Consider the following 19,852-nt stretch of genomic DNA (forward strand, 5'->3'; position numbering starts at 1 on the left):
CTTTTAAGACTCCGCTCTTTTCGGCACCGACCTGAACGAGTCGATATCCAAAGAAGGTGAGAACCATATTCTACGATCATGTCATTAAGCTGCTCAATGAGCGCGGTGTGACCATTGAAGGGATTTCCCATATAGTGTACCAGTTGCAGGCGCCTTACAATAAAAATCTGACTTTGGAAGAATGCGTGAACAACGTGCATGCGGTCTTGCGCAAACGCGAGGTGCAACATGCTGTCATCACAGGGGTGTCCCTTGATGTGCTGGCGGAGAAGAAGCTGTTGCCGGAACCGTTCCAGCGCATCATGGAAGCGGATGAACCATTGTACGGGATCGATGAGATTCTCGCGCTGAGCATTACCAACGTATATGGGACGATTGGTTTGACCAGTTTTGGTTACTTGGATAAAAACAAAATTGGTCTGATGAAAAAATTGAACAATCACGACGAGCAGATCCATGTTTTTCTGGATGATCTCGTTGCAGGTATCGCGGCGGCCGCGTCTGCTCGTATCGCGCACCAGAACCCGGATGTGCGCCGCTATGCGGCTGACCGCGCAAGCGAGATGGGCCCGCTGGGGAAGCTGGAAACACCGGATGCTTTAACGGAGTAAATGGTTGATAGTTTGGTGTTTCCCCAATGGGCAAGTAACCCACGCCCAATGATGATTGCCGGCGTGGGCTTTTTTATGTGAAAACAGTGAATGATGGTTCGTTTTTTCATGAGTTAAGATTATAATAAAATTGTGATAAAAATTTGGTATATTTCTATTATTTCCATTTAACATGAAAATATTGTCAAGGAGCGAGCTGGGTATGAGAAGCGCATTGAAATGGTTGATTTCCAACCATGCCAAACGAAACATTGTGGATCCCATTACCAATCAGGAAATAGCCGTTTCGGGATTGGAAGACGGGAATATTCTCATTGACATGGGAACAACTTCGGCGCTCTGTGAAGATCGTGAAGAGGCGATGCGCCACTTGGAGCCGATCTATGACCGGTTTCGGTCAGACATGCCCTATTATCTGGAAAAAATCGTGAAATCTGATGCCCAATGGCGCTTTTTTGATGTTACCTTTGCAATGGACATCATTGTCCGGCTGGACGAAACGGGTCGGGGATGGCAGGTGTGGATGGGAGAAGACCTCAGCTTGCTGTCCGCCGACCCTGAGGAATTGCTGGCTTATCTGCGGGGGCTGGTTCTGGAATTAAACACCGAACGGGAAATCGAATTGCAACAAATGCATAGGCAAGCTGTGGGCATATTTCAATAGAAGGGCGTAAGCCCTTTTTTTCTGTGGTGAAGCATGAGAAAGGGGGAGGTCGCTTGTTGGCGTTTTTGTACCAATGTTTGGTGCTTGCAGGATTCCTTTTTTTTCTTTTTGTTGCTGTGGTCATGGCCAAAATCGGTGCCGGAAAAAAGGGAAATCGACAACAAAAAAGAACAAGAAAATAAATTTATGTAAGATTAATATAGAAAACACGAAGATTAATAATGAAAATAAGAGGATTATTAAGGAATTGGTAAGTTTGTGCTATTGGTTAATTGATATATATAAATGTTAAATTATAGATGGTGCCAGCCTGTTGTCGAAGCGGCTGCGCCACGACTGCATAGGGCGGCATAGTTTTCAAAGAGTAAGGGGAAATGGGATGATGGAGTTACAATGGGGAAAAAAGTACCGTGTTTCCGCTTTTCTCTTATGCTTGATGGGGGTGCTGTTGAGCGCTTGCGCGAATAAATCGGTAAGTGGGCAATTGTCGGGGAAAAGCAAACATTGGGAAGTGGCATTGGCTTATCAGTATCACGATGATAGCGACGGTTCCGAAAAGGTTACGGTGAAATACTTAGGCAAAGATGTGTTAGTGGTGGGGAATGTGTTGGTCATGGTTAAAGACAGCAACAACACTACCAATCATCAAAATGTCATGTTGGATGAAAAGGGAACCGCTATCATTGAAAGCGTCGTGCAGCCAAATGCTAATCCCGAAAAGAAAAATGTGCAAGTAGAATTGCAATGGAACGGTTTTAAGGAAGTCGTTTCCTTAAAATAATAAACGTACCAGACAAGCGAAAAAGTGTGTTAAACGGCTACTGGAGGGGAAAACAGTAGCCTTTTTCTATTAGGCGCGCCTGGTCGTCCGTTTTCTCCTGGTTACAGTTTTGATATAATGTGATTTACCGGTGGTCAGACCACCAAGCGTGTAAAAAAGGAGCGAGATGTTTTGTCTACAATACGGGATGAAGCACTGAAATTGCATCAGGAGATGCAAGGAAAGTTAGCAGTGCATTCCAAAGTGCCGGTGCATGACGCACATGATTTGAGCCTTGCATATTCACCAGGCGTGGCCGAACCTTGTCGCGATATTTACGATGATCAAGGGAAAATCTATGATTACACGATGAAGGGGAATTTGGTAGCCGTTGTGTCCAACGGAACCGCCGTGCTGGGGTTGGGCAACATCGGTCCGCATGCGGCCATGCCGGTTATGGAAGGGAAAGCGGTGTTGTTTAAAGAGTTTGCAGGAGTGGATGCTTTTCCCATCTGCTTGGATACGGTGGATGTCGATAAAGTCGTAGACACGGTGAAGTTGATGGCGCCCACATTCGGCGGGATCAATCTGGAAGATATCGCCGCTCCCAACTGCTTCCTGATCGAAGAGCGCTTGAAGCAGGAGTTGGACATTCCTGTTTTTCATGATGATCAGCACGGCACTGCCATTGTGACCTTGGCAGGAATGATCAACGCCTTAAAAGTGGTGGGCAAGCGGATGGATGAGATCCGTGTCGTCACCAATGGGGCGGGGGCAGCCGGTATCGCCATCATCAAGTTGTTGCTGTCGCTTGGAGTAAAAGACGTGATTATGTGCGATAGTAAAGGGGCGATCTATGAAGGAAGGCCGTTTGGGATGAATCCGATTAAGGAACAGATCGCCAAAACGACGAACCGTGAGAAACGCCAAGGTGAATTGGAAGAAGTGATTACAGGCGCGGATGTGTTTATCGGCGTGTCGGTGGCCGGCGCGGTAACACCAGCCATGGTTCGCTCCATGAACAAAGATGCTGTCATTTTTGCCATGGCTAATCCTACTCCGGAAATCATGCCGGAAGAGGCCATGCGGGCCGGGGCGAAAGTGATCGGAACCGGCCGATCTGATTATCCAAACCAAGTGAACAATGTGCTCGCCTTTCCGGGCATTTTCCGTGGCGCGTTGGACGTCCGGGCGAAAGCGATTACCGAAGAGATGAAAATAGCGGCCGCGTATGCGATCGCAGGCTTGATCCAGGAACATGAATTGCGTCCTGATTATGTAATCCCTTCGCCTTTTGACAAGCGGGTTGCCGCCGTTGTCGCCAGAGAGGTGGCGCGGGTGGCGATGGAGACAGGTCAAGCGCGCATCCATATAGATCCGCAAGAAGTGTATGCAAAAACACTCAGCTTATCTGCAACAACGGTACGATAAGGGTGATAAGAAGACGTGGCAAGCGCGGAAACGAGTTACAGCAAATTCAAAGTAATATTGGAACGAATCCATGACATCATTGAAGAAGACGGATTGCGCCCCGGAGACCGGCTGCCTTCGGAACGGGAATTGTCCGAACGGTTGGGAGCGGGTCGTTCATCCGTCCGTGAAGTTCTCAGATCCTTGGAACTGTTGGGCTTGATCAGCACCAGAAGAGGCGAAGGCACTTATTTGGAACCTTATTATGCTCATCATATGGTTGATCTTCTGGCGCGCTTTATTTTGCAGGATGACAAGTCCAAACAGGGCTTGTTGGAGATGAGGGAACTGCTCGAGTTGGGCGCTATTCGATTGGCGTTCAGCAAACGGGTTGAACAAGAGGTCGCTTCGTTGGAAAAGCTGTTGGCTGAGATGAAAGCGGCCGTAGAGCAAAATGCCAACCCCTCCGCGCATATTGAACAGTTTCACAAGCGGATCATCCAGATGGCAGACAATTATTTGTTAAAACGCATCTGGGTGCCGATTACGAAATTTATCCAAGCCGTCGTGCCAGAGGACTGGGAATTGGACGAGGCCTGTTGGCACCGGTTATTGCCAAAATACGAACAATTGATTGAGGCCCTCAAAGAGCGTCGCCAAGCGCAAGCCTCTTTGTTATTGGTAGAAATATTGGACATGATCGCATATAACTGATCGGTCAACAATGGTATGATATTCATATCGGACAGCAAAAAATTTAAAGGACTCAGATGAGGTGTTATCGTGTTACGTGATTTGTTCAGAAAACCGAAGAAGTATGCAACGATCCCTTCTGAGCAAGTGAAGAAAGACATCCCCGAAGGGATTATGCAGAAGTGCCCTAAGTGCGGAACCATTTTGATCACAAAAGAGCTGGAGAAAAATTTAAAGGTGTGCAAAGCGTGTGGACACCATCTCCCCATGAGCGCACCCGAGCGTTTGCAATCGTTGGTTGACAATGGTGAATACCACGAATACGATCAAGAGCTCATCTCCAAAGACCCGCTGGAATTTCCGGATTACGTCAAAAAGGTACAAGCCGACATGAACAAGACTAAGCTGAATGAAGCAGTCGTGACGGCGGAAGGCAAAATCGGCGGATACCCTGCCATCATCGGGGTGATGGATTCCCGATTCCGCATGGGGAGCATGGGTTCGGTGGTTGGTGAGAAGATCGCCCGGGCGGCAGAACGGGCAGCGACCAAGAGAATTCCATTTATTTTGTTCTGTGCATCGGGTGGGGCACGTATGCAAGAAGGCGTACTGTCGTTGATGCAAATGGCCAAGACCAGCGCCGCGTTGGAAAAAATGCATCGTGAGAAAGTATTGTTTGTGTCTGTGCTGACCAATCCGACCACAGGTGGCGTATCGGCCAGTTTTGCATCGCTGGGCGACATCAATATCGCCGAGCCGGGAGCGTTGATCGGCTTTGCGGGGCGCCGCGTGATTGAGCAGACGGTTAGGCAAAAACTGCCGGATGATTTTCAAACGGCTGAATTCCTGTTGAAGCATGGGCAGTTGGACATGGTCGTTCCCCGGGGGGAATTGCGTGACACTCTTATCAAAATCTTGGAGTTTCACGCGTAAAGGAGGAAGCTTTCAATGAAACAGGGTTATTTGCCATTTGAAAAACCGTTGATGGAATTGAGAAACAAAATCGAGGAGCTCGAACAATTTACGAAAGAGAAGGACATTGATCTGTCCGAAGAGATTGCCACGTTGGAAGCTAAGGCCATTCGTCTGGAAAATGAGATTTACGGCAACCTCAGCACTTGGAACAAAATCCAAATCGCCCGCCATGCCGGCCGGCCGACCACCTTGCATTATTTGAAAACGGTGTTTGACGATTTCATGGAACTTCATGGCGACCGACTTTATGGCGACGACCCGGCGATTATCGGGGGCATTGCCAAATTAAACGGACGGACAGTGACAGTGATCGGCCATGAGCGCGGAACCGACACCAAAGACAAAATCGCCCGCAACTTTGGCTTGCCCCATCCCGAAGGATATCGCAAAGCGTTGCGTTTGATGCAACAAGCAGATAAATTTGGGCGGCCTATTATTTGTTTCATTGATACCCAAGGGGCCCATCCCGGGATCGAAGCAGAAGAGCGCGGCCAAAGTGAAGCGATCGCCCGCAACTTACGTGAAATGGCCGGTTTTAAGGTGCCGATTGTCTGCGTAGTGACAGGGGAAGGCGGAAGCGGCGGAGCCCTGGGAATCGGTGTGGGCAACCGCTTGTTGATGTTGGAACACGCCTATTACTCAGTCATTTCTCCAGAAGGCGCAGCGGCTATTTTATGGCGTGATGCTACGAAAGCGCAAGAGGCAGCGGAAGCATTGAAGATTACTTCCGACGATTTAAAAGCGCTCGGCGTGATTGATGAAATTATTCCAGAGCCAAAAGGTGGAGCTCATAGAGATCCCATGTTACAATCAAAATATATTAAACAAGCATTGATTGACCATTTGGATGAATTGTCTCCGATGAGTCCAGTAGAACTTGTCGAAGATCGCTACCAAAAGTTTGCGAGCATAGGTGATTTCACATCACTTGTTACCGTCTGAACCGGGAAAGGTTCAGAGGAGGTTAATTAGGATGCTTGTCCAAGTTGAAACCGTTCTGCACGGTTTCTCTTTTTGTCCCGACTGGACGTTTTTTGTCCCTATGGGATAGGGAATTTTACATGTTGAGGTGATTAGGATGAAACGGATCGCGGTCTTAACTAGCGGTGGAGACGCCCCAGGAATGAATGCGGCTATCCGCGCCGTTGTGCGTAGCGGGTACTATCATGGATTAGAGGTGTATGGAGTTTATCGTGGTTATACAGGCCTCATCCAAGGGGATATTGAAAAAATGGAATTGGGCACGGTAGGAGACATTATCCATCGCGGAGGCACAGTGCTTTACAGCTCGCGTTGCGAAGAGTTTAAAACTGAAGCAGGGCGCCAAAAAGCGGTAGAGCAACTGAAAAAACATCAAATCGACGGATTGGTAGTCATCGGTGGGGATGGAAGTTTCCAAGGCGCCAAAAAATTGACTGCGCTCGGCTTCCCAACGATCGGTGTTCCGGGTACAATCGATAATGACATCCCAGCGACCGATTTCACGATCGGCTTTGACACCGCAGTAAATACAGTGGTTGAATGTATCGATAAAATTCGGGATACGGCGACTTCGCATGAACGTACGTATATTGTGGAAGTGATGGGTCGCGATGCCGGAGATATTGCTCTTTGGGCCGGTTTGGCTGACGGGGCTGAGTCCATCTTGATTCCGGAAGCACCTTACCAGATTGATGAAATCGTGGAGCGTTTGCAGCGAAGTTCGGAACGCGGGAAAAAGCACAGCATCATCATCGTTGCCGAAGGGGTTGGCAGCGGTCTGGATGTAGCCGATAAGATTACGGACAGATTGGGCTGGGAGACGCGGGTGACGGTGCTTGGGCATGTGCAACGCGGCGGTTCTCCAACTGCGTTCGACCGGGTGTTGGCTAGCCGCATGGGCGCCAAAGCTGTGGAACTGTTGCTGAGTGGCCAACGAGACATGATGGTGGCTATCCGCAACAATGACGTCATCGGAATCGATTTTGACGAAGCCCTTTCCCAAAAACACCAACCGCGCATGGAATTGTATGATTTGGCGAAGATTTTGTCCATATAATTGAGAAGCTAGAGGAGATGACAAAGAAATGCTCCGCAAAACAAAAATCGTATGTACAATTGGTCCGGCCAGTGAAGATGTGGCCACACTGAAAAAATTAATTGCCAATGGGATGAATGTGGCTCGCCTCAATTTCTCGCACGGATCGTATGAAGAACATGGAAAACGCATTGAAAACATTCGTCAAGCGGCTGCCGAACTGGGGCAAACGGTGGCGATTCTTTTGGACACCAAAGGGCCGGAGATCCGCACAGGCGAATTGAAAGATCCGTCAGTCGAATTGATTGCGGGCGAACAGATCATTTTGACTACTGAGCAGATTGAGGGAGATGCGAAACGGATTTCCATCTCTTATGCGGGCCTGGCTGCCGATGTTCACCCAGGTTCAATTATTTTGATCGATGACGGTTTGATCGGTTTGCGAGTGGAGAGCGTAGAGGGCACGGAAATCACTTGCACCATTTTGAACGGGGGAACGTTGAAAAGCCGCAAAGGGGTAAATGTGCCCGGAGTGAAAATCAATTTGCCCGGGATTACTGAAAAAGACGCCGCCGATATCCGCTTCGGTATCGAGCAAAAGGTGGATTTCATCGCGGCTTCGTTTGTGCGTAAACCGCAAGACGTATTGGAAATCCGCGAAATTCTGGAAGAACACGGCGCTGACATTCAAATCATCTCCAAGATCGAAAACCAAGAGGGTATAGATAATCTGGACGGGATATTGGAAGTGAGCGATGGCTTGATGGTGGCTCGCGGTGATTTGGGAGTGGAAATCCCGGTGGAAGAGGTGCCCGTGGTTCAAAAAGAAGCGATCCGTAAGTGCAACCAATTGGGCAAACCGGTAATCACGGCTACGCAGATGTTAGACTCCATGCAACGCAATCCCCGTCCGACCCGCGCCGAAGCGAGCGACGTGGCTAATGCGATTCTGGATGGCACCGACGCGATTATGCTCTCAGGTGAAACCGCAGCAGGGAAATATCCAGTTGAGGCTGTCAGCACGATGGCCCGTATCGCTGTGCGGACGGAAGCGACATTGCGCTATGAAGAGAATTTCAAGCAGAAGATGAGAGAGATCGATTACACCATCACTGAATCACTCAGCCAAGCTGTGGTACACACTGCACAAATGCTGAATTGTGCCGCAGTGCTGACCCCGACCGAATCTGGGTTTACGGCAAGGATGGTTTCCAAGTATCGCCCACAAGCCCCGATTGTCGCAATTACGCGGAATCCAGATGTGGCCCGCAAATTGGCGCTCGTCTGGGGAGTATATCCGCTGTTGGGTACGCGTGCTAACACCACGGATGAAATGTTCCACTCCACGATTGCTACCGCACTGGAGCATGGATTTGTCAACCAAGGAGACTTGGTTGTGATCACGGCAGGTGTACCTGTCGGCAAATCCGGTACCACCAACCTGATGAAAGTGCATGTGATCGGCGGATTTTTGGCACGGGGGCAAGGTATAGGGAAACAGGTAGTCACCGGACCTGTCGTCACGGGGCGCACAGCGGCTGAGATCAACGAAAATATGGTGGATGGCGGCATCATCGTGGTGAAAGCTTCGGATAAAGAGATGATCGAATCCTTCAAACGGGCAGCTGCGGTCATCACGGAAGAGGGAGGGCTTACCTCTCATGCAGCTGTGGTTGGCGTAAGTTTGGGCGTGCCGGTCGTCGTAGGCGTGGAAAATGCATGTGAGCTGCTTGCCAATGAGAAAGAAATCACGGTGAATGTGGATCGTGGCCATATCTATGCAGGCAAAGCCAATGTCCTGTAAAGAAAAAAGCGCTGGAAGTGTCCAGCGCTTTTTCTTTGGATCTTTTAGATGCAGGGTTTTATTGGTATATTGGATGTTAGAGTAACCGAAGACGGGGATAAATCCACCAACGTAGTTTTCTTCGTATTTTCTTTCTTTTTCTGAGGTTCATGTGTTTGTCTCTCCTTTCGTTGCAACGTATATGTTCAACGGTGTTGAGCAGCGGGATCAGCCGATGGCGAATCAACACGTGAAATATGGTATCCATCAACGAGTCATTCTCATTATGTGAGAAATGACTGCGGAATATGTGCCAGCTGAGCTATTGCTATTATAAAGAACAACTCGTTTTTTTAACAATGAGCCAAAAGTCATGGATTGTTAACAAAGTGTCATTTTAAACATTGAACCCAAGCGGCATGGCGCTGGCTTTGTCCCTAGTTCCATTCAGGGAAAGACTCGCCATCGCATTCCATCCCAAAAAAGACCCAAAGCGTGGAGGTAGGAGTAATGGCCAACTATGCAAATGTGAGTGAGACTAAGATCCGAGTTCGTTATCAAGAAACAGACCAGATGGGAGTCGTGTATCATGCCAATTATTTGACGTGGTTTGAGGTCGGCCGAACAGAGTGGATTCGTTCATATGGGATATCCTATCAACAAATGGAACAAAAAGGATTGTTGCTTCCCGTTGTGGACATCCACTGTAAGTATATGCATCCAGCCAGATATGATGACGAAGTGATTGTTCGTACTTCCATTGCCGACTTGTCCGGTGGGAAAATCGCGTTTAAGTACGACGTGGTTCATGCGGAGACAGAGACGGTGCTATGCAAGGGGAGTTCTGTGCATTTATGGGTGAATAAAGAGATGAAAAGAGTGAATTTGAAACAGGCGTATCCAGAACTGTATGGTACGCTTGCACAGATTTTCGCGGTAGAAAGAGGATGAGGTGCGTGTTTTGGTTGATTTTGGGATTGATCATCGTAGTTCCTGCTATTGAATTGTGGGGGATAATAACGGTTGGTCAGTGGATCGGGCCTTGGCCGACGGTATTTTTGGTCATTGCCACAGGCGTACTCGGTGGCTATTTGGCGAGGAAGGAAGGATGGCAAACATACCGGTTGGCTCAATTGCAATTGCAAAAAGGTGAGTTGCCGGGCGAAGCGCTCTTGGATGGAGCATGTATTTTGGCGGGAGCGGTATTATTGATCACCCCGGGGTTTTTCTCTGATATTGTCGGGTTTGTGCTGGTTTTTCCATACACGCGTACATTTGTGAAAATCTTTCTCAAAAAATGGATTCAAACGAAATTAGCCCGTGGCGACTGGCACATCAGACGTTGGTGATAACATGAACGCAGCTCTTGGTCAAATCCGCTCCAAAGCGGTGCCAAGAGCTGCAACTGTGATATCCTCGGCTTGATTAAAGCTATGCGGGGATATTGTTTTTTGGTGCTCCGATGATATATCTCCAGATATCCCGAAACACGTTGGTACGGTGGAGAGCCAAGCCTACCACCACGGTCACCGGCCCAATGACCAATCCGATGATCCCGAAAAGTTTCAGACCGACAAACAAGGAGATCAGGGTGAGCAGTGGGTCGATGCCCACGTTGCTGGCGACCAATTTGGGCTCTAAGAACTGGCGAATAATGATGATGATCGCATAGACGATGCTCAAGCCAGTGGCCAATTGGATGTTTCCGATAAGGAACAGATAAATGACCCAAGGCACCAACACGGCGCCGACGCCCAGATAGGGCAACAGGTCCACCAACCCGATAATGAACGCCATGGTGAATGCGTATGGCACTTGCAAGATCATCAGCCCTGCAAACATGATGACAGCGGTGATGGAGATCAAGGTGAGCTGAGCTCTGACAAAGCCGAACAGCGCTTTTTTCAAATCCGCTGAGATCAGGCTGGCCGTTTTGTGGAAATGCTCAGGAACCCAGACCAACAGATTGCGGCTTAGCCGGGGCCAATCGAGCGAGATGAAGAAAGCGGCCAACGTGATAAAGACCAACACCGTGATGTAATACGGCAAGTCCCCGAGGAACCGGCCGATGGCTGCTACGATTTCAGTGATCGACTCCGTCCCTTTGTTGGCGATGATGCCGATGTTCTCTTGGATGCTCTGGGAGATGCGTTGCTGGTGTTCCGGATTTTTCTCCAGATATGCTTGGACGCTCTCAATTAAGCGGCTGACACCGGTGGTTTCTTTTGTGAAGGTGTCTACAAACAGATTGCCAGCCTTATTCAGAAACGCGGGGAGAAAATCGGCGAGATGGGTCAGTTCCACAACCAACTCCGCGATGATAAAAATCAGTAGCGACAGAAGTGAAGTGAGCAATAAGAATAGGATGAGTGTAACGCCCGCCCAGCGCGGAAGGCGTACTCGACGCTCAAGCCATTTCACCATGGGTTCAATCATCAGGGCGATCAGCCAGCCCAACACAAACGGATAAAGGAGCGGGAGCAAAAAGGACAAGATGTAAAAAGCGGCCACAATTGAGGCTAAGACGATCATTGCACGTGCGATGGGCCCCAACCAGGCGGGAAATAACATGGAATAACCTCCCATCAACTAAAATCCGTTTTAGGTTCCCAATAATTATACCATTTTTTAGAGAAACCAAAAGATAGCCGCACATCAGGCTGTGTGAGAACGATGGAAAAACTTTTTCTCTAGGAGCGCCGATGCACAAATGAAGCGAAGAAAAGGGCTTTGAAGTGCTCGTCGTCTTAGACAGACTCTAACAAAGCAATGGCTTCGTTTGAAATAAATAAAAACACATTATGTGCGAATTTGTTCAATTTATGTTAAAATAAAAACGACAAGAAGAATGGGCACATATCCCGCTTCATACGCTAATCATGATCATGTTTAATCTTGCACTAAAACGTGAATATATTTACAGCGTTTGAAAATTTGCGGGGATTAAATTTGTGTAAGTGAGAACAAGCGTGTTCTTTTTTGCCGCCAGTTATCTGTGGTGCCCGGCACAGAATGACGATTCATTCATTCCTCTGCTTTACAAATGAATATCTGTTATTAATGTTGTGCCCTTTCATATAGAAATCTAATAAGAGGAGCGATAGTGATGACGATTGCTAAAGGTTTAGAGGGTGTTGTTGCTTGTACTTCCGCGGTCAGTTCCATTATTGACGGAGTACTTACCTACCGGGGCTATAACATCGATGATTTGGCCGATCACGCTTCTTTTGAAGAAGTCGCCCATCTGCTGTGGTACGGTCATTTGCCGAACCGCACTGAACTGGAAGCACTGAAAAGCGAGTTAGCCCGCCATGCCGACATCCCGGATGAATTGCATCAATTGTTGAAAATCAATGTCAACAATGTTCATCCGATGTCTGTGCTTAGAACGGCCGTATCCGCACTGGCCCTATATGATGAGGAAGCGGAAGACAACAGCTTAGAGGCGAATCAGCGCAAAGCAATCAAATTAACTGCGAAAATTCCTACAATTGTAACCGCTTTTGCGCGCATTAGACAAGGGCTGGAGCCAGTGGCGCCAAAGCCTGAGCTCGGATTCGCGGCCAACTTCCTCTACATGCTGAACGGGCAAGAACCTTCCGATGTGGCAGTCAAGGCGTTTGACAAGGCGCTCGTGTTGCACGCCGATCATGAGTTAAACGCTTCCACATTCGCCGCCCGCGTGACCACAGGTACCTTGTCCGACATTTATTCAGCGATCACCACTGCGATCGGCACACTGAAGGGGCCATTGCATGGCGGCGCCAACGAGCAAGTGATGGTGACGCTGGAGTCGATCGGTTCGTTGGAGAACATCGCTTCGTCTATTCAACAAAAATTAGACAATAAAGAAAAAATCATGGGCTTTGGGCACCGCGTATATAAAAATGGCGACCCACGCGCCAAACATTTACGCGAAATGTCCCGCCAACTGGCAGATCAGACGGGCAACAAACTCTGGTACGAAATGTCAGTGGAAATCGAAAAAATCGTTGTGGATAAAAAAGGCATCAAACCCAACGTGGATTTCTATTCCGCTTCTGTGTACACTTATCTGGGCATTCCGCGGGATCTGTTTACTCCGATTTTTGCTATGAGCCGGGTGACGGGCTGGACCGCGCAAGTGTTGGAGCAATACGCTGACAACCGTCTCATCCGTCCGCGTGCGGAGTATACCGGGGAAACGAATCAAGCATATGTTCCAATCGACCAAAGAAAGTGAAATCGTATACAATGGGGAGAGGGGCGATTGATCCCGCTCCCTTTGTCCATCCAGGCTCGTGATAAATAAAAAGGGGTGTTATGATTCCATGGCGCAATTCAAAAATCTTGTAGCTCCTGCACACGGGGAAAAAATTACGGTAGAAGGCGGCAAATTGAATGTACCGGATCGTCCGATCATTCCATTCATTGAAGGGGATGGTACCGGTCCGGATATTTGGCGTGCTGCTAAACGGGTTCTCGATTCCGCAGTCGAAAAAGCATATAATGGAAAGAAAGAGATTGCCTGGTTTGAAGTGTTTGCCGGAGAGAAAGCGTACAACCAATTTGGCGAATGGTTGCCGGAAGATACGCTTGAAGCTGTGCGCGAATATTTGGTAGCCATCAAAGGGCCGCTCACGACGCCGGTTGGCGGAGGTATCCGCTCTTTGAATGTGGCCTTGCGTCAAGAGTTGGATCTGTATGTGTGCTTGCGCCCTGTCCGTTATTTTGAAGGGGTTCCTTCTCCAGTGAAACGGCCGCAAGATGTGGACATGGTCATCTTCCGTGAAAACTCCGAAGACATTTATGCCGGTATTGAGTGGGAAGCCGGATCGGAGGAAGTGAAGAAAGTGGTTCGTTTCCTGCAGGAGGAAATGGGCGTCAAGAAGATTCGCTTCCCTGAAACCTCTGGCATCGGGATCAAACCTGTGTCGAGCGAAGGGACAGAGCGTCTGGTGAAAGCGGCGATCGAGTATGCGATTCGCCACAAGCGCAAAAGCGTGACCTTGGTACATAAAGGAAACATTATGAAGTTTACCGAAGGGGCGTTTAAAAACTGGGGCTATGAAGTGGCTGAGCGGGATTACAAAGACCATGTGTTCACATGGGCTCAATATGACCGCATCAAGGCTGAACAAGGCACCGAAGCGGCAGATCAAGCGCAGGCAGCTGCGATTGAAGCAGGCAAGATTATCGTGAAAGACGTGATTGCCGACGCATTCTTGCAACAAATCCTGACCCGACCGGCGGAATACGATGTGATTGCCACCCTGAACCTCAACGGCGACTATGTGTCCGACGCGCTGGCGGCACAAGTGGGCGGCATTGGTATCGCGCCGGGAGCCAATATCAACTATGTGTCGGGACACGCCATCTTTGAAGCAACCCATGGAACTGCCCCCAAATACGCAGGCTTGGACAAAGTAAATCCAGGTTCTGTGATTCTCTCCGGCGTCCTCATGCTGGAACATCTCGGTTGGCAAGAAGCGGCTGACCTGATCTATCAAGCGATGAGCAAAACGATTACGGATAAAACGGTAACGTATGACTTCGCCCGCTTGATGGATGGGGCTACGGAAGTGAAATGCTCTGAGTTTGCCGACCATCTGATCAAAAATATGTAATAGAATCAGGAGGCAATGACTATGGCTATCCGTCGTAGGAAAATAACTGTGGTAGGCGCCGGCTTCACCGGAAGCACGACAGCATTGATGCTGGCGCAAAAAGAACTGGGTGACATCGTGTTGGTGGACATTCCGCAAGCCGAAGACCCAACCAAAGGCAAAGCGTTGGATATGTTGGAAGCAAGTCCTGTGCAAGGATTTGACGCCAACATCATCGGCACGAGCAATTATGAGGACACCAAGGGTTCTGATATCGTGATCATCACTGCTGGCTTGCCCCGCAAACCAGGTATGAGCCGCGATGACTTGGTGACCACCAATGCGAAGATCGTCCGTTCTGTGACGGAGCAGGTCGTCAAGTATTCCCCGGAGTGTATCATCATTGTGTTGTCCAATCCGGTTGATGCGATGGTGTATGAGGCGTACCGCACTTCCGGCTTCCCCAAAAACCGCGTGATTGGGCAATCCGGTGTGTTGGATACAGCTCGCTTCCGCACGTTTGTGGCGCAAGAGTTGAATGTGTCCGTTGAAGACGTGACCGGTTTTGTGTTGGGGGGACATGGCGATGATATGGTTCCGCTCATCCGTTACTCTTACGCCGGAGGCATTCCGTTGCAACACCTGATTCCGCAAGAGCGGCTCGACGCGATCATCGAGCGCACACGCAAAGGGGGCGGCGAAATCGTCAACCTCCTGAAAACGGGTAGTGCCTATTATGCGCCAGCTGCATCCTTGGTGCAAATGACTGAAGCCATCCTCAAGGATAAAAAGCGGATTCTGCCAGCTGTGGCGTATCTGGAAGGGGAGTATGGCTATACCGATCTCTTTCTCGGCGTGCCGACCATTCTGGGCGGAAACGGCTTAGAGAAGGTTATCGAGCTGGAATTGACCAAAGAGGAAAAAGCGGCGTTGGATCGTTCGGCCGAATCTGTACGCAACGTCATGAAAGTATTAAAATAATAACCACAGGCAATATCATGCCCGGGAAGTTTCCCGGGCGTATTTGACCAAATTGTATATGGAAGATTGAGAAAATACGGCAAAATGAAAGCGGATACACCAGTGAAAGGGGTTGCCAACTTGCGTATAAGAGATATGAAATCCCAAGGGAAAACATATGAAACATTGTTGATAGGGGAACGGATCGAGGAGAGCAAAACGGTAGAGCGGCGCGATGTGTTTTCGTATCTCGGATTGGCGGACGACTTGAACCCGTTGTTTTCGCAGAGTGTTTACGCTGAGCGTACCGAATTTGAACAGGTAGTCGTGCCGCCGAGCCTGCTCGTCAACTGGTTTTCCGCCTTGGTGTCGATGAAATTGCCTGGTCCGGGAAGCTTGGTACAATCCATGCAGTTTGATTTTCCAGCTCCCTTGTTTATCCAGGATGAAGTGGTATTAATGTTGGAAATTAGCGACAAACTAGATCATGACAAGAAAGTCAAGTTGGTGGCCAAGGGGATGAGCGGGGACAAGATTGTGGCGGAAGGGGAACTGGTAGTATTTCCGCCGCGGCCGTTGAAACCGTTGTTCAAAGATGCGTTTGAAAATTTCTAGTAGGCTTTTTTATAGCATGGGGTGAAACAGAGGGAGAAGGCGGTTTCTTCCGTTTCACACCCATGCTGTTTTTTTATGGTGGGGATGCATCTTTACGGAATCTTAACTTTGTTGTGTTATGATTTTCTTTGGTAATAGAAGCACGATGATTAAGCAAGCATTTTTGAAAGCGAGGGCATAAGATGGGCAAGAAAATCTTGGTTGTGGATGATGAGGCTTCCATCGTGAAACTTGTGCAATTCAACCTTGAAAAAGAGGGTTTCCAAGTAGATGTAGCTTATGACGGCGAAATGGCTTTGGATATGATGAAAAACGGCTTTCCCGACCTGCTTATCTTGGACCTGATGTTGCCCAAGCTGGACGGTTTGGAAGTGTGCCGCCGGCTGCGCCAGGAGAAGAAGCACATCCCCATTTTAATGTTAACCGCCAAAACGGACGAATTTGACAAGGTGTTGGGATTGGAATTGGGTGCGGACGATTACATGACCAAGCCATTTAGTCCGCGGGAATTGACCGCCAGGGTCAAGGCGATTTTGCGCCGTATTGACGCTTTAAAAGGAATGGAGCAGACGGAAGAGAAAGAAGCGTTGATGCGTATTGGGGAATTGGTGATCGACCCCGAAGGTTATGTCATCACCAGGAACGGAGAAGAGATCGATTTGACGCCAAAGGAGTTTGAGTTATTGTTGTACATGGCCAACCACCGGGGGAAGGTGTTGTCGCGGGATCAGTTGTTGAATGCGGTTTGGAATTATGATTACATTGGCGACTCCCGTATCGTTGATGTGCATGTGAGCCATTTGCGGGAAAAAATTGAAACGGACTCGCGTAGCCCCGTCTATATTAAAACCGTCCGCGGGATCGGGTATAAATTTGAGGGGCCCAGACGGGGATGAGGTCACTGCGCGCTCGCATCACTTGGTCTTTTCTCCTTTTGATCGGTTGCTCCGTCTTGGGGACGGGGATTTTTGTTGCACTGTTGCTCCGTTCCTCCTATATCGATTCCTTGACTACGAGGCTGGAGACGGAAGGGAGGATGTTGGCAGAAACGATCACTTGGACAGACTCCCACTCTTCACGGCGTCAGTTTCAACAGGTCGCTGAAGTTTATGGGAAAGCGCTAGATGCACAGATCACCATTTTCGACAAAAACGGGCGTGTACTGGGTGATTCTTCGGGCGATCTGTCGTTGAATTACAAGGCGTATCCCGAAGTGGAAAGCGCGTTGCAAAAGAAAAAGAAAGATCCGACGGTTATCAGAGACAATTTTTTGCACGCGGCTCTGCCAGTGGAGCGGGATGGTGACGTAGTGGGTGCCATCCGGATTTCACTGGAAATTCAAGAGGTGAACCAGTCATTAGAAAAGGTGTGGGTTTCCCTCGCTTTGGGACTGATGATCGCGTATGGTTTGGCAGGTTTCTTCAGCTCTCGCATCGCCAGCAGCGTTACCAGCCCGCTGGAGGAAATCACCCAAGTGGCCAGGGATATCGCACAAAAGAAATTCCACCGGCGCGTACAACAGACAGGGAATGACGAAGTGGCCCAATTGGGGCAAGCGATTAACCGCATGGCCCACAGCTTGCAAAAACAGATGGAGACGATCAGGAAAAGCGAACGCCGCTTGCACAGCATCATCGAGTCACTTGAATCTGGATTGATTATGATTGACCCGACAGGCAAAGTGAGCTTGGTCAACCGTTCCTTTGAACGGCTGTTTGGCGTGCCGGCGCAAGACATCATCGGCCGCTCCTATACGAAATTGACCTATCCGTACGATTTGACGGATTGGATCACAGAGTGCGCGGAATCGGGAGAGCGGATGAGACATGAAATCCAGATTTATTTCCCGGAAGAACGAATGCTGGAAGCCAATTTGGCGCCCATGTGGGTGGAGCGAAACGGAGTGGGAGTAGTTGTCGTTTTGCATGACTTGACGGCGATCCGCCGCCTGGAACAGTTGCGCAAGGATTTTGTGGCCAATGTGTCGCATGAATTGAAAACGCCCATCACCTCCATTCGTGGGTTTTCGGAAACCCTTCTTGACGGGGCCATGGGCGATCCCGACACTTGCCGCGAGTTCTTGCAAATCATCAACGAAGAAAGCTTGCGTTTGCAACGGTTGATCGGGGAGTTGTTGGATTTGTCCAAAATCGAGTCAAAACAGATCAACTTGAAGAGGGAACGGATCCGTATCGATCAGATGGTTCAGTCGGTGATGAAGACCATGGAGGAACGGTTCCGCGCCAAACAACAAGCATGGAGTGTCAAGATTGCAGAGCCATTTGAGGTAGAGGTTGACAAGGACCGGTTCCGGCAAATCCTGCTGAATCTGTTGTCCAATGCAAGCAACTATACACCCCCCGGCGGGCGCATCACCGTCGAAGTGGAAAAGAGCGACGAGAGCTGGTTGTGCAAAGTGTCTGATACGGGCATCGGCATTCCCAAGGAAGACCTTCCCCGCGTGTTTGAGCGGTTTTACCGAGTGGACAAAGCCCGTGCGCGCGACTCCGGCGGCACCGGGTTAGGATTGGCGATTGTCAAGCATCTGGTTGAAGCCCATCAAGGAGAAATCGAGGTGACGAGCCAAATTGGGCAAGGCACCACTTTCACCCTCTCTTTCCCAATGACGAAAAAAGACAGGAATACTTAGGTGTTCCTGTCTTTTTCATTTACAAAACGTTTACATCCAATTTATTTTGCAATAAAAGTAAAGGCTTATAGTACAAGTGTCGAAAGGAAATTATTCATTTCTTTTAGGGGGAAAACGCTTATGTTGAAGAAGGGGCTTATTCTCGGCGCAGCATTCACACTCGCTTTTGGTGCCCTTGTTGGTTGCGGGGGGCAAAAACAGAACGATAGCGGTGGGAAAGGACTGAGCGGAGCGATCAAAATCGATGGTTCTTCCACCGTATATCCGATCTCCCAAGCAGTGGCGGAAGAATTTATGAAAGCCAATCCAGATGTGAATGTAACCGTTGGCGAATCGGGCACCGGCGGGGGCTTCAAAAAGTGGGCCAGCGGTGAAATCGACATTTCTGACGCGTCCCGTCCGATCAAAGAGGAAGAAAAAGAAGCCGCGAAGCCAAACGGAATCGAACCGGTTGAAATTCCTGTCGCTTATGATGGCATCGCGGTAGTTGTAAATAAAGAAAACAACTTCGTCGACAAATTGACCGTTGATGAATTGAAAAAAATCTGGGAGCCCAACTCCAAAGTGAAAACCTGGAAAGACGTCCGTGACAGCTTCCCGGCGGAGCCGATCAAATTGTACGGACCTGGAACCGCTTCGGGTACGTTTGATTACTTTACAGGTGAAATCGTTGGTGAAGAAGGGAAAAGCCGCACCGACTATACTGCATCCGAAGATGACAACGTACTGGTCAAAGGGGTGCAAGGCGACAAAGGCGGATTGGGCTACTTTGGTTATGCCTACTATCTGGAGAACAAAGACAAACTGAAAATCGTTCCAATCGATGCGGGCAAAGGCGCTATTGCTCCGACTGACCAAACGATCAATGATGGAACTTACTCTCCTCTGTCCCGTCCGGTGTTCATTTACCCAAGCAACAAATCGTTGCAAAAGCCGGAAGTGAAAGAATTTGTGAAGTTCTATCTGGAAACGGCGAAAGAACTTGTCAAAGAAGTAGGCTATGTCCCACTGCCGGATGCGAAATATCAAGAGGGTCTAAGTAAAGTGAAATAATCCGGTATGGGAACACCATGCGGAAGTTGGGGCCTCTTTCTCACACGGGAAAGGGGTACCCGTTTTTCTTTCGTTT

General features: G+C 49.1%; 19 protein-coding genes. 18 read left to right on the forward strand and 1 reads right to left on the reverse strand.

The annotated features are described in order from the left end of the window. Positions 1 to 65: 65 nt before the first annotated feature. The 11 genes from NYR52_RS04765 to NYR52_RS04815 all read left to right on the forward strand — a co-directional run bounded on the left by NYR52_RS04765 (position 66) and on the right by NYR52_RS04815 (position 10,262). Positions 66 to 611: a phosphatidylglycerophosphatase A family protein gene (locus NYR52_RS04765; RefSeq protein WP_132220899.1), complete on the forward strand. Its 546-nt coding sequence runs from the start codon at positions 66 to 68 to the stop codon at positions 609 to 611. A gap of 202 nt (positions 612 to 813) precedes the next feature. Next, complete coding sequence (locus NYR52_RS04770; RefSeq protein WP_132219867.1) at positions 814 to 1,275, forward strand: hypothetical protein; 462 nt, start codon at positions 814 to 816, stop codon at positions 1,273 to 1,275. 379 nt (positions 1,276 to 1,654) lie between these two features. Continuing rightward, on the forward strand, positions 1,655 to 2,056 hold the full coding sequence (locus NYR52_RS04775) for a hypothetical protein (protein ID WP_132219868.1): 402 nt from the start codon (positions 1,655 to 1,657) through the stop codon (positions 2,054 to 2,056). Between the two features lie 171 nt (positions 2,057 to 2,227). Then, complete coding sequence (ystJ, locus tag NYR52_RS04780; protein WP_132219869.1) at positions 2,228 to 3,466, forward strand: NADP-dependent malic enzyme; 1,239 nt, start codon at positions 2,228 to 2,230, stop codon at positions 3,464 to 3,466. A gap of 15 nt (positions 3,467 to 3,481) precedes the next feature. Beyond that, positions 3,482 to 4,159 (forward strand): FadR/GntR family transcriptional regulator, encoded by a 678-nt coding sequence (locus tag NYR52_RS04785; RefSeq protein WP_132219870.1) that lies wholly within the window; start codon positions 3,482 to 3,484, stop codon positions 4,157 to 4,159. A 69-nt stretch (positions 4,160 to 4,228) separates the two neighbouring features. Then, positions 4,229 to 5,071, forward strand: coding sequence for an acetyl-CoA carboxylase, carboxyltransferase subunit beta (gene accD, locus NYR52_RS04790; protein ID WP_132219871.1), 843 nt, complete (start codon positions 4,229 to 4,231; stop codon positions 5,069 to 5,071). A gap of 15 nt (positions 5,072 to 5,086) precedes the next feature. Beyond that, the gene (locus tag NYR52_RS04795; RefSeq protein ID WP_259436413.1) at positions 5,087 to 6,055 is read left to right on the forward strand and encodes an acetyl-CoA carboxylase carboxyltransferase subunit alpha; all 969 of its coding nucleotides are present in this window, start codon (positions 5,087 to 5,089) and stop codon (positions 6,053 to 6,055) included. A gap of 136 nt (positions 6,056 to 6,191) precedes the next feature. Next, entirely contained in the window at positions 6,192 to 7,151 is a 960-nt protein-coding gene (gene pfkA, locus NYR52_RS04800) for a 6-phosphofructokinase (protein WP_022735830.1), read from the forward strand. A 28-nt stretch (positions 7,152 to 7,179) separates the two neighbouring features. Next, entirely contained in the window at positions 7,180 to 8,934 is a 1,755-nt protein-coding gene (gene pyk / locus NYR52_RS04805) for a pyruvate kinase (RefSeq protein ID WP_259436414.1), read from the forward strand. Positions 8,935 to 9,423: 489 nt separating this feature from the next. After that, positions 9,424 to 9,864: an acyl-CoA thioesterase gene (locus NYR52_RS04810; RefSeq protein WP_022735832.1), complete on the forward strand. Its 441-nt coding sequence runs from the start codon at positions 9,424 to 9,426 to the stop codon at positions 9,862 to 9,864. Between the two features lie 5 nt (positions 9,865 to 9,869). Then, positions 9,870 to 10,262 carry an FxsA family protein gene (locus tag NYR52_RS04815; RefSeq protein WP_259436415.1) on the forward strand — a complete coding sequence of 131 codons (393 nt, stop codon included), beginning with the start codon at positions 9,870 to 9,872 and terminating at the stop codon, positions 10,260 to 10,262. 82 nt (positions 10,263 to 10,344) lie between these two features. Here the strand turns inward: NYR52_RS04815 and ytvI are convergent, their stop codons facing one another. Next, complete coding sequence (ytvI, locus tag NYR52_RS04820) at positions 10,345 to 11,484, reverse strand: sporulation integral membrane protein YtvI (RefSeq protein WP_259436416.1); 1,140 nt, start codon at positions 11,482 to 11,484, stop codon at positions 10,345 to 10,347. A gap of 535 nt (positions 11,485 to 12,019) precedes the next feature. Between ytvI and citZ the strand changes: the two genes are divergently transcribed. From citZ to NYR52_RS04855, 7 genes are all read left to right on the forward strand, one after another. Beyond that, positions 12,020 to 13,135, forward strand: coding sequence for a citrate synthase (citZ, locus tag NYR52_RS04825; RefSeq protein ID WP_310795332.1), 1,116 nt, complete (start codon positions 12,020 to 12,022; stop codon positions 13,133 to 13,135). Between the two features lie 88 nt (positions 13,136 to 13,223). After that, complete coding sequence (icd, locus tag NYR52_RS04830) at positions 13,224 to 14,519, forward strand: NADP-dependent isocitrate dehydrogenase (protein WP_102991868.1); 1,296 nt, start codon at positions 13,224 to 13,226, stop codon at positions 14,517 to 14,519. 21 nt (positions 14,520 to 14,540) lie between these two features. Then, the gene (gene mdh / locus NYR52_RS04835; RefSeq protein WP_022735837.1) at positions 14,541 to 15,479 is read left to right on the forward strand and encodes a malate dehydrogenase; all 939 of its coding nucleotides are present in this window, start codon (positions 14,541 to 14,543) and stop codon (positions 15,477 to 15,479) included. 120 nt (positions 15,480 to 15,599) lie between these two features. Further along, positions 15,600 to 16,073 carry a hotdog family protein gene (locus NYR52_RS04840; RefSeq protein ID WP_259436417.1) on the forward strand — a complete coding sequence of 158 codons (474 nt, stop codon included), beginning with the start codon at positions 15,600 to 15,602 and terminating at the stop codon, positions 16,071 to 16,073. A 182-nt stretch (positions 16,074 to 16,255) separates the two neighbouring features. Beyond that, positions 16,256 to 16,969, forward strand: a complete 714-nt coding sequence (locus tag NYR52_RS04845) for a response regulator transcription factor (RefSeq protein ID WP_022735839.1) — start codon at positions 16,256 to 16,258, stop codon at positions 16,967 to 16,969. After that, complete coding sequence (pnpS, locus tag NYR52_RS04850; protein ID WP_022735840.1) at positions 16,966 to 18,723, forward strand: two-component system histidine kinase PnpS; 1,758 nt, start codon at positions 16,966 to 16,968, stop codon at positions 18,721 to 18,723. The genes NYR52_RS04845 and pnpS overlap by 4 nt, the downstream gene beginning before the upstream one ends. Positions 18,724 to 18,843: 120 nt before the next feature. After that, a complete protein-coding gene (locus NYR52_RS04855) occupies positions 18,844 to 19,776 on the forward strand; it encodes a PstS family phosphate ABC transporter substrate-binding protein (RefSeq protein ID WP_022735841.1) in 933 nt (310 codons plus the stop codon). The last annotated feature ends 76 nt before the right edge of the window (positions 19,777 to 19,852 follow it).

It is taken from the genome of Laceyella sacchari, assembly GCF_024927925.1.
Taxonomy (GTDB): Bacteria; Bacillota; Bacilli; order Thermoactinomycetales; family Thermoactinomycetaceae; genus Laceyella; species Laceyella sacchari.